The 19,280-nt window shown below is 62.0% G+C and carries 21 protein-coding genes; 1 reads left to right on the forward strand and 20 read right to left on the reverse strand.

Going from position 1 to position 19,280, the window contains the following annotated elements; genetic code table 11:
* Positions 1-25: 25 nt before the first annotated feature.
* Genes ACZ0A4_RS26355 through ACZ0A4_RS26450 form a run of 20 tightly spaced genes read right to left on the reverse strand, consistent with a single transcriptional unit; the run spans position 26 to position 18,108 of the window.
* Positions 26-1,252, reverse strand: coding sequence for a beta-ketoacyl-ACP synthase (locus tag ACZ0A4_RS26355; protein ID WP_463576864.1), 1,227 nt, complete (start codon positions 1,250-1,252; stop codon positions 26-28).
* Positions 1,252-1,980: a 3-oxoacyl-ACP reductase FabG gene (fabG, locus tag ACZ0A4_RS26360; protein ID WP_122609478.1), complete on the reverse strand. Its 729-nt coding sequence runs from the start codon at positions 1,978-1,980 to the stop codon at positions 1,252-1,254. Before fabG ends, ACZ0A4_RS26355 begins: the two co-directional genes overlap by 1 nt.
* Positions 1,973-2,437 (reverse strand): hotdog family protein, encoded by a 465-nt coding sequence (locus tag ACZ0A4_RS26365; protein WP_463576865.1) that lies wholly within the window; start codon positions 2,435-2,437, stop codon positions 1,973-1,975. The genes fabG and ACZ0A4_RS26365 overlap by 8 nt, the downstream gene beginning before the upstream one ends.
* The gene (locus tag ACZ0A4_RS26370; protein WP_463576867.1) at positions 2,434-3,630 is read right to left on the reverse strand and encodes a beta-ketoacyl-[acyl-carrier-protein] synthase family protein; all 1,197 of its coding nucleotides are present in this window, start codon (positions 3,628-3,630) and stop codon (positions 2,434-2,436) included. The genes ACZ0A4_RS26365 and ACZ0A4_RS26370 overlap by 4 nt, the downstream gene beginning before the upstream one ends.
* Positions 3,627-4,223, reverse strand: coding sequence for a hypothetical protein (locus ACZ0A4_RS26375; protein WP_463576869.1), 597 nt, complete (start codon positions 4,221-4,223; stop codon positions 3,627-3,629). Before ACZ0A4_RS26375 ends, ACZ0A4_RS26370 begins: the two co-directional genes overlap by 4 nt.
* Positions 4,223-4,948, reverse strand: coding sequence for a class I SAM-dependent methyltransferase (locus ACZ0A4_RS26380; RefSeq protein WP_463576870.1), 726 nt, complete (start codon positions 4,946-4,948; stop codon positions 4,223-4,225). The genes ACZ0A4_RS26375 and ACZ0A4_RS26380 overlap by 1 nt, the downstream gene beginning before the upstream one ends.
* Positions 4,945-6,192 carry an NAD(P)/FAD-dependent oxidoreductase gene (locus ACZ0A4_RS26385; protein WP_463576872.1) on the reverse strand — a complete coding sequence of 416 codons (1,248 nt, stop codon included), beginning with the start codon at positions 6,190-6,192 and terminating at the stop codon, positions 4,945-4,947. The genes ACZ0A4_RS26380 and ACZ0A4_RS26385 overlap by 4 nt, the downstream gene beginning before the upstream one ends.
* Positions 6,179-7,342, reverse strand: coding sequence for a cation:proton antiporter (locus ACZ0A4_RS26390; protein WP_463576874.1), 1,164 nt, complete (start codon positions 7,340-7,342; stop codon positions 6,179-6,181). Before ACZ0A4_RS26390 ends, ACZ0A4_RS26385 begins: the two co-directional genes overlap by 14 nt.
* Positions 7,339-9,678, reverse strand: a complete 2,340-nt coding sequence (locus tag ACZ0A4_RS26395) for an MMPL family transporter (protein ID WP_463576875.1) — start codon at positions 9,676-9,678, stop codon at positions 7,339-7,341. Before ACZ0A4_RS26395 ends, ACZ0A4_RS26390 begins: the two co-directional genes overlap by 4 nt.
* Positions 9,662-10,264, reverse strand: a complete 603-nt coding sequence (locus ACZ0A4_RS26400; protein ID WP_463576877.1) for an outer membrane lipoprotein carrier protein LolA — start codon at positions 10,262-10,264, stop codon at positions 9,662-9,664. Before ACZ0A4_RS26400 ends, ACZ0A4_RS26395 begins: the two co-directional genes overlap by 17 nt.
* The gene (locus ACZ0A4_RS26405; RefSeq protein WP_016983876.1) at positions 10,261-10,686 is read right to left on the reverse strand and encodes an acyl-CoA thioesterase; all 426 of its coding nucleotides are present in this window, start codon (positions 10,684-10,686) and stop codon (positions 10,261-10,263) included. Before ACZ0A4_RS26405 ends, ACZ0A4_RS26400 begins: the two co-directional genes overlap by 4 nt.
* A complete protein-coding gene (locus ACZ0A4_RS26410) occupies positions 10,679-12,223 on the reverse strand; it encodes an HAL/PAL/TAL family ammonia-lyase (RefSeq protein WP_463576879.1) in 1,545 nt (514 codons plus the stop codon). Before ACZ0A4_RS26410 ends, ACZ0A4_RS26405 begins: the two co-directional genes overlap by 8 nt.
* Complete coding sequence (locus ACZ0A4_RS26415; protein WP_463576880.1) at positions 12,204-13,151, reverse strand: LpxL/LpxP family acyltransferase; 948 nt, start codon at positions 13,149-13,151, stop codon at positions 12,204-12,206. Before ACZ0A4_RS26415 ends, ACZ0A4_RS26410 begins: the two co-directional genes overlap by 20 nt.
* The gene (locus ACZ0A4_RS26420) at positions 13,148-13,882 is read right to left on the reverse strand and encodes a glycosyltransferase family 2 protein (protein ID WP_463576882.1); all 735 of its coding nucleotides are present in this window, start codon (positions 13,880-13,882) and stop codon (positions 13,148-13,150) included. The genes ACZ0A4_RS26415 and ACZ0A4_RS26420 overlap by 4 nt, the downstream gene beginning before the upstream one ends.
* Positions 13,875-15,554 (reverse strand): AMP-binding protein, encoded by a 1,680-nt coding sequence (locus ACZ0A4_RS26425; protein WP_463576884.1) that lies wholly within the window; start codon positions 15,552-15,554, stop codon positions 13,875-13,877. The genes ACZ0A4_RS26420 and ACZ0A4_RS26425 overlap by 8 nt, the downstream gene beginning before the upstream one ends.
* Positions 15,551-16,096, reverse strand: a complete 546-nt coding sequence (locus ACZ0A4_RS26430) for a COG4648 family protein (RefSeq protein ID WP_463576885.1) — start codon at positions 16,094-16,096, stop codon at positions 15,551-15,553. Before ACZ0A4_RS26430 ends, ACZ0A4_RS26425 begins: the two co-directional genes overlap by 4 nt.
* Positions 16,093-16,347 (reverse strand): acyl carrier protein, encoded by a 255-nt coding sequence (locus tag ACZ0A4_RS26435; RefSeq protein ID WP_007909503.1) that lies wholly within the window; start codon positions 16,345-16,347, stop codon positions 16,093-16,095. The genes ACZ0A4_RS26430 and ACZ0A4_RS26435 overlap by 4 nt, the downstream gene beginning before the upstream one ends.
* Positions 16,348-16,356: 9 nt before the next feature.
* Positions 16,357-16,617 (reverse strand): phosphopantetheine-binding protein, encoded by a 261-nt coding sequence (locus tag ACZ0A4_RS26440; RefSeq protein WP_110719529.1) that lies wholly within the window; start codon positions 16,615-16,617, stop codon positions 16,357-16,359.
* Positions 16,598-17,407 (reverse strand): lysophospholipid acyltransferase family protein, encoded by an 810-nt coding sequence (locus ACZ0A4_RS26445; RefSeq protein ID WP_463576886.1) that lies wholly within the window; start codon positions 17,405-17,407, stop codon positions 16,598-16,600. Before ACZ0A4_RS26445 ends, ACZ0A4_RS26440 begins: the two co-directional genes overlap by 20 nt.
* Positions 17,383-18,108, reverse strand: a complete 726-nt coding sequence (locus ACZ0A4_RS26450) for a beta-ketoacyl synthase chain length factor (protein WP_463576888.1) — start codon at positions 18,106-18,108, stop codon at positions 17,383-17,385. The genes ACZ0A4_RS26445 and ACZ0A4_RS26450 overlap by 25 nt, the downstream gene beginning before the upstream one ends.
* A gap of 356 nt (positions 18,109-18,464) precedes the next feature.
* Between ACZ0A4_RS26450 and ACZ0A4_RS26455 the strand changes: the two genes are divergently transcribed.
* Positions 18,465-19,235 (forward strand): ParA family protein, encoded by a 771-nt coding sequence (locus ACZ0A4_RS26455; protein WP_212620551.1) that lies wholly within the window; start codon positions 18,465-18,467, stop codon positions 19,233-19,235.
* Positions 19,236-19,280 lie beyond the last annotated feature (45 nt).

The following is a 19,280-nucleotide window of genomic DNA, read 5'->3' on the forward strand; positions in this document are numbered from 1 at the left end:
TCCCTTCACTCCAAACGTGTTGCGGTCAGTGCCAGCGGCGAAAAATCAACGAGGTGTTGACGCCACCAAAAGCGAAATTGTTGTTCATCACGTAGTCGTGATGCATCTGGCGGAATTCACCGCGCAGGTAATCGAGTTTGCCGCAGTGCGGATCGACCTCGTCGAGGTTGAACGTGTGCACGTACAGATCGCGGTTCATCATCTCGATGCTGAACCATGACTCCAGCGCACCGCAGGCGCCGAGGGTGTGGCCGAGGAAGCTCTTCTGCGAACTGATCGGCATGTGTTCACCGAACAAACTGCTGGTCGCCAGTGTTTCGGCAATGTCGCCCTGTTCTGTAGCGGTGCCGTGGCCATTTACATAACCGATGGCATCCGGGGTCAGGCCGGCGTCTTCCAGCGCCAGTTCCATTGCACGGCGCATGGTCACTTGTTCCGGGCGCGTGGTGTGCTGGCCGTCGGCGTTGCTGCCGAAGCCGACGATCTCGGCGTGGATGCGCGCACCACGGGCGAGGGCGTGTTCCAGCTCTTCGAGCACGAGCATGCCGCCACCTTCACCGATCACCAGACCATCGCGGCCCTTGTCGTACGGGCGTGGACTGGTCTGCGGCGCATCGTTTTTCAGGCTGGTGGCGTAGAGCGCGTCGAAGACCATGGCTTCGGTCGGGCACAGCTCTTCGGCGCCGCCGGCGAGCATCAACGGCAGGCGCCCGAACTTGATCGCCTCGTAGGCGTAACCGATGCCCTGACTGCCGCTGGTGCAGGCGCTGGACGTCGGGATCAGCCGCCCGGTCAGGCCAAAAAAGATGCTGATGTTGGCGGCGGTGGTGTGCGGCATCATCCGCACGTAGGAGTTGGCGTTGAGGCCTTCAGCCACCGAGTTGAGCAGCATGTTGCCGAACGCTTTGATCTCGTCGGTGCTGCCGGTGGACGAGCCGCAGGCCACGCCCATGCGGCCATCCTTGATCGATTCGTCACCGAGCAAACCGGCGTCAGCCAGGGCGTTTTCTGCCGCACGAACCGCCAGCCGCGATACCCGGCCCATGCTGCGCAATTGCTTGCGGGTCCAGTGCGCAGGCACTGCAAAATCATCGATCGGCCCGGCCAGGCGCGTGTTGAGTTCGCTGAACCGATCCCACTCGTCCATCCGGCGGATGCCGCTGCGGTTGGCCGCGAAATTGCCGGCGATGGTCTCCCAGTCGCTGCCCAGCGAGGTGATGCCGGCCATGCCGGTGACGACGACGCGCTTCATCAGCACAGGCCTCCGTTGACCGCCAGCACCTGGCGGGTGATGTACGAAGCTTCCGCTGACATCAGGAAATTCACCGCACTGGCGACTTCTTCCGGGGTGCCCATGCGTTGCGCGGGGATCATCTTCATCAATTCCTCCACCGGCACGTTTTCATCGAGCATCGCCGTGTCGATCAGGCCCGGCGCGACGCAGTTAACCGTGATTTTGCGCTTGCCCAACTCAATCGCCAATGCCTTTGCCGCGCCTATCACCCCGGCCTTGGAGGCGCTGTAGTTGACTTGGCCTCGGTTGCCGATCAGCCCCGACACCGAGGTGATGCAGACAATGCGACCAGCGGCACGGCGGCGGATCATCGGCATCATCACCGGGTGGAGAACGTTGTAGAAGCCGTCGAGGTTGGTGCGTAACACCACGTCCCAATCGTCGTCGCTCAGCGCCGGAAAGGCACCGTCACGGGTCAGCCCGGCGTTCAACACTACGCCGTAATAGGCGCCATGGATTTCGACGTCGGTTTCCAGAATGGTTTTGCAGGTTTCGCGGTCGGCGACGTCGAATTGCAGGATCCGCGCCTTGCGCCCCAGCGCTTCGACTTCAGCCTGAACGGCTTGCGCTTCGGCCATGCCACTGCGGCAATGCAGGACGATATCGTGCCCGGCCTGCGCCAGACGCAAAGCAATGGCGCGGCCGATGCCACGGCTGGAGCCGGTGACCAGTACGGATTCAGTCATCGTTCGACTCCTGTGTCTGTTGCAGATATTGGGATGGCTGGGGTGGGCGGAACACGTTCAACCGCGCGCTGGCATGGATGCCGGCGCCGTGGATATGACATTCGAAGACGCCCATGCCGTTGTCGTCTTCCAGCGAGCGCAGACCATGAATGGTCAGATCGCTACCGGCGGGAAAGGCTTCGACGTTGCATTCAAACTTGCGCGTGCCGAGCAGGAACCCGAGCTCCACCGGATTGTCTTTGAGTCGCGCGTGGCAACCGGCAAACGCGGCGACGCTCTGCGCCATCAGCTCGACGCCGACCCACGCCGGCAGGCTGCCGTCGGGCAGGCTGAACAGGCCATCTGGCTTGACCGTAAGGCGGGTGAAAATCTGCTCCTCGTCAAAGCTGAGGATGCTGTCGATCAGAATCATGTCGCCGGCATGGGGCAGCAGTTCGGCGAGCGGCCAGTCAGTCATGGGGCGTCTCCGATAATCAGGCTGACGTTGTTGCCGCCGAAGGCAAACGAGTTGCTCATCAGGTAGCGGGGTGCAATGGACGTCAGGCGCTCGCTTGCGGTCACCCATTTGAGTGGCGGCAGCGCGGGATCGGCCTGACCGTCCCAGACGTGTGGTGGCAAGGCGTGGTCGGGGTTGTCGGCGCTCAGGCTCAACCAGCAAAACGCGGCTTCCAGTGCGCCGGCCGCACCGAGGGTGTGGCCGGTCAGCGGTTTGGTCGACGAGCAGGCCACGCCTGCGGGGAACAGTTCGGCGACCGCCAGACTTTCCATGGCGTCGTTGTGTTGGGTGGCGGTGCCGTGCAGGTTCAGGTAGCTGATCTGCGTGGCATGCAGGTGTGCGCGGTTCAAGGCTTTCTGCATGGCTTGCAGCGCGCCGCGCCCGGTCGGCTCAGGGGCGGAAATGTGATGGGCGTCGGAACTGGCGCCGGCGCCGAGCAGGGCAATGGCCGGGCCTTCACCTTGCTGTTTGCTCATGACGAACAACACCGCCGCCTCGCCAATATTGATGCCGTTGCGATTGGCCGAGAACGGATTGCAGCGTTCGTCCGACACGGCTTCCAGCGACGAAAAACCGTTAAGCGTCAGCTTGCACAAACTGTCGACGCCGCCGCACAGCACGGCGTCGCACAAGCCCAGATCGAGCAGGCGCTGAGCGCTCATCAAGGCGCGGGCGCTGGAAGTACAAGCGGTGGAAATCACGTAGGCCGGGCCGCTCAGTTGCAGCCAGTCGGCGAGGAAATTTGCTGGCGCGCCGAGTTCCTGCTGACGGTAATCGTATTCCGCCGGGAACTGCTGCTCGCGAATGTAATGCGCCAGGCCACGGCTGGCCTCGTCGATGCCCGAGGTGCTGGTGCCGAGCACGACACCGATGCGGTCGCGGCCGTAGGTCTGGATCGTTTGATCAATGTCATCGCGAATCTGCAGTGCCGCTTCCAGCAACAGCTGATTATTGCGGCTGCGTTGATCGGCAAGTTCAGGCGGAATCGGCGCCAGTTCGCCTTGCACGGCAGCGACGGGTAACACACGCTCGGGCACCCAGCCGGACTCATGGCGCATGCCCGAGCAGTCGCCAGCGAATAAATTGCGCGCGACTTGTTGCTTGTCGCGACCCAGCGCACAGATCACGCCGAGGGCATTCAGGTAGGCGGTCATGGCGTCGGTTCACCCAGCGGTGAAACCCGATAGTGCGGGCCTTGGGGCAGGTTCAATTGAAAGCTCAACGGTTGTGAATAGTGAATATCCCAGCGCGACGGCAGGGAGCGTTGCCCGGCCTGTACCTGCGCAGTGGGGTAATTGCGCAGCAGTTCACCGGACGGGGTCAGGGCAAACAACAGTGCGGCAAACAATTCCCGGGCTTCCGGGTTTGGCGGCAGCAGACCATCGGCTTGCCAGTGGCCGTCGATCAGTTGCTGACGCGCCTGGGGAATGCCCAGCGGATCCATCATCGACCAGCGGATGCCCGGGCCTTCACGCTGGATCACCAGAAGCCAGTCCTGGCGTTGTTCGGCTTGTTGGCGTTCGATGTGCAGTTGCAGAGGCAGGGGCAATGTCGGGTTGGCTGCTGGCAGCGGCGCCAGGCTGGCGCAGGCACTCAACAGAAGCATCACGCCGACCACAAAAAGTCGCCACACCGCAGACACTGTGGGAGCGAGCTTGCTCGCGAATGCGGTCTCACATTCAACAGTTCTGGTGACTGATACACCGCTTTCGCGAGCAAGCTCGCTCCCACAGGTTATAGGTAGCATCAGGAAACCCCTGTCAACGGCTTGCGCGCAACTACGTTGACCAACGTCTCTTCGCGCTGCCCGAACGGCTTGGGTTTGAGTAAGCCAAACCGCTCCAGCAAACCAAAATCCTTCGACCGGCTCCACCACAAATAAGGGTACGAGACATTCTTCTCGGCAAACTCAAACCCCTGGGCACGAATCATCTGCAGATACTGCGCCGCACTCTTCTGCACATGCATCGGATGGCGGAACAGCCAGCGAATCACCCACGTATCAATGTAAGCCTCGGTGGACTCGGCGAACAGCAGATAGCCACCCGGTTTCAGCACCCGGTAAAACTCGGCCAAGGCCTTTTCCTGCTCGACCAGATGATGAAAGGTCTGGTGACAGAACAGCAGATCGACACTGGCGTCCGGCACATTGAGCGTCGCACAATCGCTGCCGATCAGCTCCACGTCCAGCCCTTGGCGTGCCGCTTCTGCGCCGCTCAATTCAAGGCTGTGCGGGTCGGCATCAATGCCGATCAGACGCTGTGGCGCAAAGGTCTGGCGCAGATGGCCGAAGGACTTGCCCTGACCGCAACCGGCATCCAGCAACACGGGATGATCCGGCAGGGCTTCACTGAACAGCCCGCGCAGATCATTGATCGCCACGCGCAACACGTGGTGCTGCCAGGTGTGGCTGCGCAGGAACCAGAAACCGAAACGGGTTTCCTCGACGTAGCTGTCGCTCAAGTAATTCATGTGGCGTCCTTTGCACAGAGTTCGGAAATCATCTTCAAGCGGCGGCGCGCTTCGCTGACGAACGGGTTGCGTTCATCCCAGGCGTAACCGGCGAGGATCGAGCAGATCATTCGACGGATTTCCGCCTGGCTGTGTTCGTAGAAAATCACGTCTTGAAAGGTGCCGGCGTACCAGCCCTCGACGTAGCAGCGGAAGGTGTCGACGCCGCGCTTGAGCGGCTCGGCGAATTCGCTTTGCCAGTCGACGGTTTCGCCCTGCAACTGACGGTGCAAAACCGCTGCCGCCATGCTCGCCGAGCGCATGGCGATGGTCACCCCGGAGGAGAACACCGGGTCGAGAAATTCTGCCGCGTTGCCGAGCAAGGCGAAGCCCGGCCCGTGCAAGGTTTTCACATTGGCCGCGTAGCCGCCGAGGGTGCGTGCCGGGGTGTCCCAGACAGCGTTGTTGAGCACGCCGGCAAGGCTCGGGGTTTCGGCGATGAAGCTGCGCAGGCAGGCATCCAGATCGCTGTCGCGGCCGTTGAAATGCTCTTGCGCCGCGACCACGCCCACCGAGCAACGACCGTTGCTGAACGGAATTGTCCAGAACCAGACATCGCGGTGCTCCGGATGGGTGGTGACGAGAATTTTTTCGCGGTCGAACGCCGGGTTGTCGATGTGATCTTCGACGTGGGTGAAGACAGCCTGGCGCACCGGGAAATTCGATGGTGCTTCCAGGTCCAGCAAGCGTGACAGCACACGACCATAGCCGCTGGCATCCAGCACGAAATCCGCTTCGACGCGATACTCGCTGCCGTCCTCGCGACGCACATCCAGCTGCGGTTTCGTCCGGTCGAAATCGACGCTGACGATGGCATCGCCGTAGCGGATTTGCGCGCCCTGCAACGCCGCTTGATCGGCCAGCAGTTTGTCGAAGTCGGCGCGTTGCACCTGAAACGTGGTCGGTTTGCCGCCGGTAAAGGTGTCACCGAAATCGAAGTCGCTGTAGCGCTCGCCCCAGGCGAATGCGGCGCCGGTCTTGCGCTGGAAGCCGGCGGCATTGACGGCGTCGAGCATGCCGGCCTCTTCGACGAAATCCAGGCAATGGCTTAGCAGGCTTTCGCCGATCGAAAAACGCGGAAAGTGCTGGCGCTCGATCACCAGCACATCGTGGCCCTTGCGCTTGAGCAACGCCGCAGCGATAGCGCCGGACGGGCCAGCGCCGATGATCACGACCTGACGGGATTCCATTTCAACGATTGGCACGTGAACTCCGGGGCAAAGGATGTTGCAGATTCAATGGCGCGCGATGCAGACCGATCAGGGCCGGTAGCAGCGTCGCGATCAGGCCCATCAGCATCAGCGCGAAGTACAGCGCCGGGGTGATGAGTTGTTGTTGCAAGAGCAGATTGAGGAAGACGATTTCGCTCAGGCCACGAATATTCAGCAGCACGCTTTCACGCCAGCGGCTGGCGCCTTCGAACGAGGCGCCGGCCCAGCCGAGGCCGAGCCAGTTGCCGAGCAGTTTACTGGCAATCGGCAACAGCAGCAGCGCCGCCCATTGCAGCGGACCAAGGCTGGAGAGGGCACTGTGCACGTCGATCTGGACGATGCCGAACGTCAGAATCAGCGGAATCGCCAGCCACGTTTGCAAACGGCTCATCCAGCGCGCCGGCAATGGCAACACCAGCGGCACTTTCAGCGCGGCCATGCACAGCAGATAGCCGATGCCGAAGATCAGCGCGTTGAGTTTGTAGTGCTCGGCCATCACCAAAAGCGCAAAGAACCCGAGGCTGTAGGTCAGCGGCCGACGCACACGCAACAGACTTAAAAACAACGGCACACACGCGAGTCCCAGCGGCAGCAACAGACTGCTCAAATGCAGACTGCCCTGGGCGAGGCCGAACAGCGTCCAGCAGGTCAGGTCAATGAGGATCGCGGTCTGCACCAACCGGCGAGTGGCAGCGGGCGGGTAATCGATGTGGCGCAGATACAGGTACAGCACCGGGATCGCGGTAATCGCGAACACCAGGCCGATGGCCAGCGTGTTGAGCCACGGTTGCGCCGGCAGTAGCCAATAAGCCGCGGCAAGACCACCGGCGAACGGCACGGCGAAACTCGGCACGGCGATTTTCACACTCTGCCGATCCAGTTTCAGATCGATCACATCACTGAGAATGTGCCCGAGCAGCAGGGCAAAGCTCAGGCTGTAGAGGTTTTTCAGCCAGTCTGGCGCGATCAGTTCGGCGCCGCTGAGCTGCCAGCCCGGTTCGATCCAGAAGTACATCAGCAGCGGCAAGCCGAAGCTCGCCAGCAGCAACTGGCTGACAATCGGAATCAGGCCGAAGTGGCGGCCAACACGAGTGGCCACGGCGAACAAGGTCATGGCCAGCAGCCAGAAAACGACAACCATCATGCCGCTGGCTCCGCGACTGTCGCGGTGTGTTCGTGGCGTCCGGCCCAGGGTGCGAGGATGAAGCTGAACGCCAGACCGAGGCTCACCGAGAGGCCGAAGTTGCTCACCGCCGGCGTGCTGGACACCGCCAGCAAACCAAACGACAGCCACGTCGTCACAGCGGCCAGCAAGGTGCCGAGCAGGCTCACCGCCGCACCACCGACTTGTTCACGCATGAGAATCGCGTAATCGACGCTGATTGCCGTCACCAGCAGCAGGCCGAACAGGCTGAACAGGGTCAGTGGCTGACCGAGCCAGCCAAGGCTGGCCAGACTGCACAGCGCAGCGAGCAGCGGCAGGGCGACAATGCGCAGTGCCCCGCCGAGGCCGAACGGCAGCATCAGCACCAGCACGATCAACGCGCAGGAAGCGAGTTTCAATTCAGCGGCGCTGATCTGCGTTGCCGCAAAAACTTCATTCAATTCACCGAGGCGATCGACCAGCATCACTCCCGGCAAGTCCAGCGCTTGCACGCGCAACAGCGCCGGGTTGTTCAAGCCTTGCAGGCTGGTCATCGCCGCCACGCCGTCTTCGGTCGGGCCGAGCCAGAGCGTGCGATAAGGCTCGCCGAGCGGGCCGGCCAATGCCGCGTCGATGTCTTCGGCGGGCACGGTCTGCAACTGTTGCAGTTCGGTTTGCAGCGCGGTGAGCGGTACGCCGAGGTCAAGCAGTGGCTGCCAGTATTGCGGCAGTTTGTTCAGCGCCTCGCGCACCTGTTCTTGCTGGTTCGGCGGGCTGACCAGTTGATCGAGGGCCAGATAACCTTGCAGCTTGTCGAGGTTGACCAGTTGCTGCAGACGCTCGCTCAGCGCGGCCTGACGCTCGAGCAGTTGCTGCTGATTGTCGGCGCGCACGAGGAAGAACTGGCTGGTGGGCTGATAGCCGGTGATGCGCGCGATGGCCTGCGCTTCGTCGGTCAGATGATGCGGTGCGCCGACCCATTGGCGGATGTCATTCTTGCTTTGCAGCTGTACCAGACCGCCCACGCAGAACGCGATCAGCAGCGCCAGCAACACCGGTGTGCGCACGCGCTCGAGAAGTTTTTCGCGCAGGTTGACCATGCGCTCGGCCAAAAGCAGCGGCCACTGCGCGGGGCGCAGTTCGACGTTTTTCAACAGCGCCGGCAACAGGCATACCGCCGACAAATAGGCACCGAGCAATCCAGCGGCAGAGAACACGGCGATTTGCGTCAGTGCCGGGAACGGCGTCCACGCCAGCGCCAGATAACCGATGGCGCTGGTGATCAGGCTCAGGGTCAGCCCGGACAAGGTCAAGCGCAACGCCGGCCAACTGCGCCAAGGCTTCAGGCTCCAGCTCTTCGACAGATAGTGCAGCGGATAATCCACGGCCACGCCGATCAGGCTGGAACCGAGCACCAATGTCATCACATGCATATGGCCGAACAGCGCCACACAGGCCACCGCGCCAAACAACATGCCGACCAGTACCGGCACGAACGCCAGCAGCACGCGCCAGCGGCGAAAAGCGAGCAACAGCAGCAACAGAATGCCGACGGTGGCACCGCCGCCAACCCACGTCATCTCGCGAGTGGCTTGCTGCTGACCGTTGGCCGCGTACAGCAAGCCGCTGGCAGCCAGCAGTTGCACGTCGGATTTCGCGGCCTGTTCGCGACTCTGTTGCAGCAGTGCGGCGACTTGCAGCGGCAGGTTCATGTCGAAGGCGTTGCCGGTGGTGCGTGCGCGCAGCAGTAACCAGCTCTTGCCGTCGGCGTCGGCAATCAACGCGCCGCTGCCGATATCCAGTTGCACCGAGCCGTGCTGCGGCTGGCTGTTCTGAATGCGCCCGGTCAGGCCCAGCCAGTCATCCTGACTCGGCACCAGACTGAAACCGCTGAACGGGTCGAACAGGGCTTGTACGCGCTGCTGAATGAATGCGTCGGGGTGTTCGATCAGCAATTGACGATCATCCGCCGAGAGCATCGCCAGCCGCCCTTGCAGCAGTTGCGTGCGCAGCGCTGGCAGGTCTGCTTGCAGGTTCCACTGCACCTTTTCGAACAACCCGCTGGCCTGCCATTGCTCGCCCAGGGTCTGCGCCATGGTGACCGCTTGCTGGCGATCGGCGTGGCCGACCAACACCAGCATTTCGCGATTGAGCGGTTCTTGCATGCGCTGCTCGGCGCGCTGTTCAAGAGCGTCCGGATGAGTGCCGGGCACCAGCTCCATCAGGTTCGCCGACAGCGGCGCACCGTCGCGCCATTGCCAACCGGCCAGCGCGACGACCGCCAGCAGCAGGATCAGGAAAAGCCATGGCAGCCTGCGTTCACTCGGCAAAGTCATGTTGCTCCGCGTCGCTCAACGGTTGACTGGCGCTGTTGTCCTGCATGCGCAGCACAGTGCTGTCGCCTTGGGTTTCCAGCAGTTCGATGGTCTGCACCAGCGCGCCGCCGTCGATGGTGATCTGCTTGAACACTTGCTTGAGCAACAGTGAACGCGGGGTCAGGGTCAGTTTCCACTGTTGTGCATCGCCTCTCAGCGCCAGTTCGAAATCCCGTTGCAGGCCGCTGCTGTCGCCTTGCAGCACGGCGAGGAACAAGCGGTTCTGCTCAGCCCCGGCGCTCTTGTTCGGCAACATTTGCCAGCCGTTGTCGTCGCGGCGGGCGATGCCATTGGCGCTGATGCGGTAATCCTGCTGCAGCGGAGTTTTCAGCAGCCAGAGCAGGCCGTGGTTTTTGGCGAGGACGAAACTGCCCTTGCTGATCAGCGGCTGCGGTAGCGCGCGCAGGTGTTTTTCCTGAATGAACTGGCCGTGGATCACGTCCGGCTTCGCCAGTTGTGCGCTGAGTTGTTGCAGGTCGAAGGCGTTGGCCAGCGCTGACAGCGTCAGCAGCGCCAATACGCTCAGGCTTTTAATAAAAACGTTCATCGCAGCATCCTTTCCACGGCATCGGTGAAGACCTTCGGCGAAGCCAGTTGCATCTCGCGGCTGCTGACTTCAACGGCGACCTGCACCGAGCTGGCGCGGGTCAGGCGTTCGCCGCTGTGCAGGTCGGTGATCAGGTAATTGATCTTCAGACGGTTTTCCCACTCGACCAGACTGGCACGCACATTCAGGCGCTGGCCGAATACTGCGCCGCGCACATAGCGCAGTTGCAGGTCGATGATCGGCCAGGCGAACCCGGACTCGACCATGTGCGTGTAGTTGTGGCCGATCTTGTCGAGCAGCGCGCAACGCGCCACTTCCAGATACTTGACGTAATGGCCGTGCCAGACGACGTGCATGGTGTCGACGTCGAAGAACGGCACGAGGATCTCGGTGTCGGCGTGAAGCACTCCGGCGCTACGCATGCAGCCTCCAGTGTTGCGCGGCGATGCGTTGCAGGCACAGACGCAATTCGCCTTCCAGTGCGCGGTCTTCGATGACTGGCGGGAAGTCCTTGGCCAGCTCTTCGTGCATCGCTGCCAGCGACGGCGGCAGTGGTCGGGCGTCTTCGGCTTGAGCACGCAGCCACACGCCTTGGTTGGCGGCGAGCAATGTCGCGGCGGCGACCTGTTCGGTCAGCTCCAGCACGCGGATCGCATCGCGGGCAGCGATTGTGCCCATGCTCACCTTGTCCTGGTTGTGGCACTCGGTGGAGCGCGAGAACACGCTGGCCGGCATGGTGTTTTTCAGCGCTTCGGCGGTCCAGGCGCTGGTGCCGATCTGCACGGCTTTGAAACCATGGTTGATCATTGCGCGATCCGCCGGAGCACCGGAGAGGTTGCTCGGCAGACCGTGGTTGTAACGCTCATCCACCAGCAGCGCAAGTTGCCGGTCAAGCAGGTCAGCAACGTTGGCCACCAGGTTTTTCAGGCTGTCCATGGCGAACGCAATATGCCCGCCGTAGAAGTGCCCGCCGTGCAGCACACGCTCGGCTTCGGCGTCGATGATCGGGTTGTCGTTGGCGCTGTTCAGCTCTGTTTCGATGAACGAACGCAGCCAGTTCAGGCTGTCGGCCAATACGCCGAGCACGTGCGGGGCGCAACGCAACGAGTAGCGATCCTGCAGGCGATGCAGCGGCGCGGTCGGCGCGTCGATCGCCAGATCCTTGCGCAGCCACGCGGCGACCTGCATTTGCCCCGGATGCGGTTTGGCGGCGAACAGGCGTTCGTCAAAGTGCTCCGGGTTGCCTTGCAGCGCCACCACGTTGAGCGCGGTGATGCGCGTGGCCAGTTGCAGCAGATAGTCGGCGCGGGCGAAAGCGAGGCAGGCAAGGCCGGTCATCACGGCGGTGCCGTTCATCAGCGCCAGCGCTTCTTTCGGACGCAGCACCAAAGGCGTCCAGCCGAGTTCGCGATGCACGTCTGCCGCCTGACGGCGTTCGCCACGGAACATCACTTCACGCTCGCCGGACAGTGTTGCGGCTACGTAAGACAGCGGCGTCAGATCGCCGCTGGCGCCGACCGAACCTTCCTCTGGAATCAGCGGCAGGATGTCGTATTCGAGAAATGCGTGCAGACGTTCGAGCAGTTCCACGCGCACCCCGGACACGCCGTGGCACAACGACTGCAAACGTGCCGCCAACACGGCGCGGGTCGCCTGTGCGTCGAGCAGTTTGCCCAGTCCGCAACCGTGGAAGGTGTAGAGGTGACGCGGCAACGCTTCGACGTGATGCAGCGGCACCGCGACCACGCAGGAATCGCCGTAACCGGTGGTGACGCCGTAGATCACGCCTTCCTTGTCCAGCAGCGAATCGAGGAACCGTGCGCCCTTGGCGATGCGCTCGCGATACGCGGCGTCGCTCTGCAACTGCACGGGCGCCTGACGGTTGGCCAGGGCCAGCACGTCTTCGATGCGCAAAGGGCGTTCGCCGAAGGTTACCGGCTCATGGGTTGGCGTCGTCATCGATCTTCCAGAAAGGGTAAAAGTTGAACCATTGTTGCGGCGCTTCGAGGCAATAGTGACTCAGGCGCTGCGCATAGCGGGTGGCCCACTGATGAATGACCTGCTCGCGCTCGCTGCGCTTCCACACCACGGCGTCGGCGAAGGGTTCGAGGGTCAGGCGATAGTGGCCGTCCGGTTGCTTGAGGCACATCAACAGATTGACCGGGCATTTGAGCAAACCGGCGAGCAACCACGGGCCTTGCGGGAATGGCGCCGGGTGGCCGAGGAAGTCCACGGTCACGCTACGCCCGCCGTGCAGCGGCACGCGGTCGCCGGCGATCGCCAGCCACTCGCCGCGCTCCAGCCGTTCGTGCAGTTGCAGCATGATCACCGGGTCGAGTTCGCTGACCTGAATCAGGCGCAGATTGGTCGCCCCGGCTTCACCGAGCAGGCGATTGAATTGCTCGGCGTGCTTGGTGTGCACCAGCACATTCATCGTGACCTTTTCGCCAATCTCCGCCAGTGCGCGACAGACTTCGAGATTGCCCAGGTGCGCGCCGACCAATAGTTGCCCGCGACTGCCGCGCAACTGGTTGCGCAGCAGCGCCGGGTCGATGATTTCGATCTGCTCAATGCTGAGTTTGCCGTTCCACACGTCGAGCTTGTCGAGCATCGAATCGGCGAACGACATGAACTGGCCGAACACCCGCCATTGAGTAGGGCGCAACGCTTCGCGCTGACTCCAAGCGGCCAGGCGCTGCTGGTATTGCCACGCACTGCGCCGAGCGGTGCGGCCGAACAGGAAGAAGTACAGGACGATGCCATACAGCAATGGGCTGAGCAGGCGTCGGCCAAGGACTTTTGCGGCGAACGCGGTGAATTTCATCAGCAGGAAACTGCCGCGTTCTTCGCGGTCGGCCCAGTGCTTCTTGTCGGTCTCGCAGGTCATGCTCGCCACCGCCGCCAGAGGATCACCGGGAAGCGCAGCAACATGCCGAGAAACAGCCGCGTGTGCATGCTGGAAATCAGTGCGTTGTCGTGGAACAGGCGAAAGTGCGACACACCGTCCAGCGGGTAGTGCACGCTGGTTTGCAGCCAGCGCATCGGCTGATTGCGCCACGACAGGCGTACGAGGATGTCTGAGTCGAAATCCATGCGTTTGCCGACTTTCGCCGAATCGATCACCGCCAGCGTCGGGGCCAGCGGATAGACGCGGAAACCGCACATCGAATCGCGGATCTGCAGCGACAGCGTGTTGATCCAGACCATCACGTGGGTCAGATAGCGCGCGTACAAACGGCCCTTGGGCACGCTCTCGTCGAACAACGGATAACCGCAGATCATCGCTTCGGGATGGGCGCGGGATTCCTCGACGAAACGGGCGACATCGTGCAAATCGTGCTGACCGTCGGCATCGACCTGCAGTGCATGGCTGAAGCCCAATAGCGAAGCTTCGCGCAAACCGGTCATCACCGCACCGCCCTTGCCCTGATTGACAGTTAGACGGACGAGATGCACGTTGTCGTGCTCGGCCAGTGCGTCGAGGACCCTGGCGCAAGATGGCGTGCTGGCGTCGTCCACCAGAATGCACGGCAGGCCTTGCGCGAGCAGAGCGTCGACCACGGTGGTGACCGCAGTTTCGTGATTGTAGACCGGGATCACGGCGCAAGGGTTATGCATCAGTGGCCCCCAGAATGATCCGCCCACTTGAGCAGGTCGCCGTGTCATTGCGGTAGGCGAAATACAATTTGCTGCGCTCCGGATCGAAACGCAGGTGCAACTGGATTTCATCGCCGGGGCGCACCAATTGCTGAAACTTCAGCACTTCCATGCCGGCAAACGGGCCGGTCAGGTTGAGCAATTGTCGACCCAGGTTCAACGCCCATTCCACTTGCACCACGCCGGGCAATACCGGCGCCTTGGGGAAGTGGCCGCTGAAGTAGGCCAGATCCGCTGGCACGCTCAGTTGCAGGCTCCACTCGCCAGCGCTTTCGACTTGTTCCAGCACCTCGGGCGCTTTCGGTCGCGGCGCCATCAGCAGCGCTTCGATATCGACCTGCGGCAGCTTGCCTTGGCTGTTCAACGGCAATTGCCGCACTAGCCGCCAGCGTCGAGGCAACGCCAGCGCTTCGCAGTGTTGGCGCAAATGCTGGCGCAGGGTTTCGGTCAGGCTGCGACGGCCGTGTTCACGCAAAGCAAACAAGCCTGCATCGCTGAGCACCAGCACTGCCCCGAGGGAGGCGCGGTTTTCCTGGACCACGCCCAAGCGGGCTTCGGCGACCCAGGCATGGGCAACCAGGGCTTGTTCGAGCATGGGCAGAGAGATGCGTTTTTCTTCGAGTTTGACGATCCGGTCCAGTCGCCCCAACAGTTCGAAACGACCATCGGCGGCGATGCGCGCGGCGTCGGCGGTGTGCTCAACGTGCCCGGCCGGTAAGTAAGGTGAAGCGATCAGCAGGGCGCCGTCGCTGTCCTGGCTCAGTTCGACACCGGCGAACGGTTGCCACAGTTGTTCGCCCTGACGCCAGGCGATTCCGCCGGTTTCCGAGCTGCCGAGGATTTCCGTCGGCCATTGCTGCAAACGTTGTTGCAGGCTCTGCGCAGCTTCAAAGGGCAACGCGCCACCGGAGGAAAACACCCGGCGCACGGCGCTGAGGGCAGGCCAGTCAAGGTTGTCGCCCATACGCTTGAGCAACGCCGGGCTGGCGACCCAGGCGAAGGCCGGATGTTCGCGGCTGGCGCGCTGCATATCTTCCGGGAAGGCCAGTTGCTGTCGCACAAAAGTGCGCCCGGCGCACAGCGGCCACAGCACGCGAAACAACAAACCGTAGATGTGCTGGGTGGCGACGCTGCCGATGATGCAGGCCTCACCGAGGTCCGCGCCCCACAGTTGCTCCAGCGCCAGGACTTCGTTGGCCAGTTGGCGCAGGGACTTGTCGATGCGCTTGGGCTCGCCGCTGGAGCCGGACGTACACAGGCTCAAACGGCACTGGTCGAGATCCAGCTCGGCGCCATGCAACGGCGGCTGATGAAAGTCGCTCAGATGCGCGTCATCGGCGTGATCCGTCAGCCACAGGTCGACTTCGCCCGACCAGCGCTGGCGGGTTTGTGCTTGCAGGTCCGAGGGCAGCAGCACACTGACGCCGGCACGCCATGCGCCCAGCAAAGCGACGGCCAGTTCTGCGGCATCTTCCAGGTGCACAGCCAGGCGCTTCACGCCCTGAGCTTGCAGACCGGCGGCAACGCTCAACGCCTGCTCGCACAGTTGTGCGTGTTCGAGGGCCGGTGCGTGGCTGATGGCCCGCGCCGGCACAGGCTTGAGCAACAGCTGCTCAAGTTTTATCCAGTTCATGTACGGCCTCTTACCCGTTGTCGTATCAGCCATTCAATGGCAAACATCAGGCCGATCAATCCGTAGGAGATCAGGCCGGTGTACAACATCCACCAATTCAGCGGCGCCCACAGGGTCAGCAGGGCGGCGCACAAACCGTTGCAGAAGAAAAACACGCTCCAGGCCACCGTGACCTTTCGCGTGTAGCGAATCGCAATGTCCGGCAACTGTGGTTCACGCAAGCGCGCCAGGCGCTCGACCATCGGCGGGCCGAATTTCAGGCTCAGGCTGAACAGCACCAGCATGAAACCGCTGATCAGCACCGGATACCAGCGCAGCAGCAACGGACTGTCGAACAGCGCCAATAACCCGCAGAAGATGATCGCCACACAGGCCATCCACAGGCTGCCGGGCTTGCGTTCGCCGGTCAGTGCCCGCGCCAGCCACAAACCGCCCAGCAGCAGCCCGAACTGCCACGGAGCAAAATGCTCCATGCCGAAATACACCGCAAAGGGGTACAGCAGGCCGGCCAGCAGCAGGCCGAGGCCAATCAATCGGCTCATGCGGCCGGTTGGACCAGACGGTAAACCGCCTCGACCACGTCGCCGACCGTGCGCACCGATTTGAACTCTTCGGCGGCGATTTTCTTGCCGGTCTGGCGTTTGATGTGATCGATCAGATCGACCGCGTCGATGCTGTCGATTTCCAGATCCTGATACAGGTTGGACTCCAGGCTCACACGGGCCGGATCCAGTTCGAACAGCTCGACCAAGGCATCGCGCAGGGTGTTGAAAATATCGTCACGAGTTTGCATGGTCCGGTCTCAAGCTGCCTGTTTTGCCGTGACGAACGCCGCAAGGCTCGCCACGTTGGTGAAATGGTTGCGGGTGTCTTTGGCGTCGGCGTCGATCTTGATGCCGTATTTTTTCTGGATCGCCAAACCCAGTTCCAGTGCGTCGACGGAATCCAGGCCGAGGCCTTCGCCGAACAGCGTCTGCTCGTCGCCGATGTCGTCGGCGCTGATATCTTCGAGGCCGAGGGCATCGATGATTAGCAGTTTGATATCACGATTCAGATCGCTCATCTTCGGCGAGCTCCTTAATAAAGTAGGTGTGCAAATAATCGTTGAGCTTGCGCGAGGCTTGCGGGGCTGGCCCCTGCGCGGCGAAAGTCTGTGGGTCTATATCGGCCCCGACGCGAAAACTGAAGTGCACGCGGCGGCTGGGGATCCGATACCAGGGTTCGGCTTTGGTCAGCGTGGTCGGGTTGACCTTGATGATCACCGGCGTGACTATTTTCGCACCGCGCAGGGCAATCGCTGCCGCCCCGCGATGAAAGGCCGGCGCCTGACCTGGCTGGGTGCGCGTGCCTTCGGGAAAGATGATCAGGGTCTGGCCGTTTTGCAGGGACTGGGCAGCGGCATCGAGCATGTCCATGCTGCCGTCGTTGCTGATGTATTCGGTGCTGCGCAGCGGGCCACGGGTGAAGGGGTTTTCCCACAGGGTTTTCTTCACCACGCAATTGGCCTGGCGCACCAGACCGATCAGGAACACCACGTCGATCAGCGACGGGTGGTTGGCGATGATCATCTGCCCGGGACGGCCAAGACGTTCGGCTCCCTGAATGTCGTAGGTCAGCACGCCAGCGCGGGCCATGAAACGCACGAAAAACCAGAACAACCGGCTGACGGTCTGCCGCGCGCGTCGGCGATGTGCAAGGGCGTCACCGGGCAGGCAGCCCAGCAGTGGAAACACCAACACACGCAGGCACAGCCCGCCAAGCCCGAACAGGGCGAAGCTTGCGGCGGTGGCCAGCAGGCGCCAGTAATAGGCGTCGCGGTTTTTCTCGATCACGGGTTGCGTTGCCAGGTCCATACACGATTTTTCCAGGCATGTTGGCAAAGGGGTTGCTGGCCGAGCAGGGTGCGCAACAGATTCAGCGCGTGGGGCCAGTGCGCTTTTGACCGTGTTTCTGTGATGCTGTTCAGGGTCAGCCGCCAGTCGGTACCGGGGGTGAGTAACAGGCCGAGGGCATAAGGAAACGGCACGTCGTCGATCCACGCCGAATACGCTGCGGGCGGCTGTTCTTCGGTGATTACCAGCAACACTGCCGGGGCACCTTCATTGAGCAGCGCCGCGGCTTCGAGCATGCCGTTTTCGAGACCGTCGCCAGCGGCGGCAATGGCGGTCATTTCGCTGGTTTCTCCGCGCATGATCGACCACAGACCAATGATCGCGTTGTGCACCGACAGGCTGAACTGCGTCGGCGACAGCGGCTGTTCGTTGGCCAGATCGCTGAGGATCTCGTAGGTACGCGGGGTTTCGCCGTGACGCGAAACAAACACCAGTGGCAGATTCTCCCGTCCGTCGGCGAGGGGCCAGCCAACGCTGAACGCCATGCGTGCCAGTCGGCTGAGGCGGCGGCGCTGCATGGCCGGCAAAAACGACACATCGGGCGCGGCATCACTGCGCTGGAGCACGACCGGTTGTCGGCTCCAGGCCTGCCAGGCGTCCACGCTGTCGAGGCCTGGGGCCCACGCGCGCCATTGGGCGATGTTGAAGTTGATCACGGACATTCATCCCGCCCCTGCGGGCTTTCGTTGACGCGTTTAGTCGCCAAAGCCGCAGCAGGCTTGACGTGACGCAGGGCGCCGAGTGGCGCGCATTATCCCGGTGCGACGAGTGTGTAGCAAATGCTGGTTACATTTTGCGCAACGAAATGTACCGAATGGTTCGCAAGAAAACTGTCACTTGGCCATTATCCAGATTGTCGGCGGCTTGTCTGTCGGGTATCTCGGCGATCAATGGCGGTTTTTGCGCTAACTGTCCGTGGATTTTTGCCCCTGACGCTGTAGTCCACGTCCATGAAGGTAGCGAAGCGAGGTCGAGCGCATCTACACTCGGTCATTCTTTGATACACGGAGGTTTGGTCATGCGGCGCGTGGTGTTCAATCAGAAAGGTGGCGTAGGCAAGTCCAGCATTGCCTGCAATCTGGCGGCGGTCAGCGCCAGCGAGGGTTATCGCACGCTGTTGGTGGATCTCGATGCCCAGGCCAACTCCACTCAATATCTGACCGGGCTGACCGGCAACGACATCCCGATGGGTATTGCCGACTTCTTCAAGCAGACGCTGTCATCTGGGCCGTTCTCGAAGAAGAACCAGGCGGACATCTACGAAACGCCGTTCGACAACCTGCACATCATTACCGCGACGGCCGAGCTGGCCGATTTGCAGCCCAAGCTTGAGGCCAAGCACAAGATCAACAAACTGCGTAAGTTGCTCGATGAGTTGTCCGAAGATTACGACCGCATCTACCTCGATACGCCGCCAGCGCTGAACTTCTATGCGGTGTCGGCACTGATTGCCGCTGATCGCGTGCTGATTCCCTTCGATTGCGACAGCTTTTCCCGCCAGGCCCTGTACGGACTGATCGCAGAGATCGAAGAGCTGAAGGACGACCACAACGAAGGTCTGGAAGTAGAAGGCATTGTGGTCAATCAGTTTCAGGCCCGGGCAAGCCTGCCGCAGCAGATGCTCGATGAGTTGATTGCTGAAGGTTTGCCAGTATTGCCGGTGTATCTGAGCAGTTCTGTGCGCATGCGCGAATCGCACCAGGCCAGCATGCCGCTGATTCACCTCGACCCACGACACAAGCTGACCCAGCAGTTCGTTGAACTGCACAATCTGCTCGAAGATCACTGATCTCCTGAGCTATCCATGAACCCCTGTGGGAGCGAGCTTGCTCGC

Source organism: Pseudomonas sp. AC172, assembly GCF_979258595.1.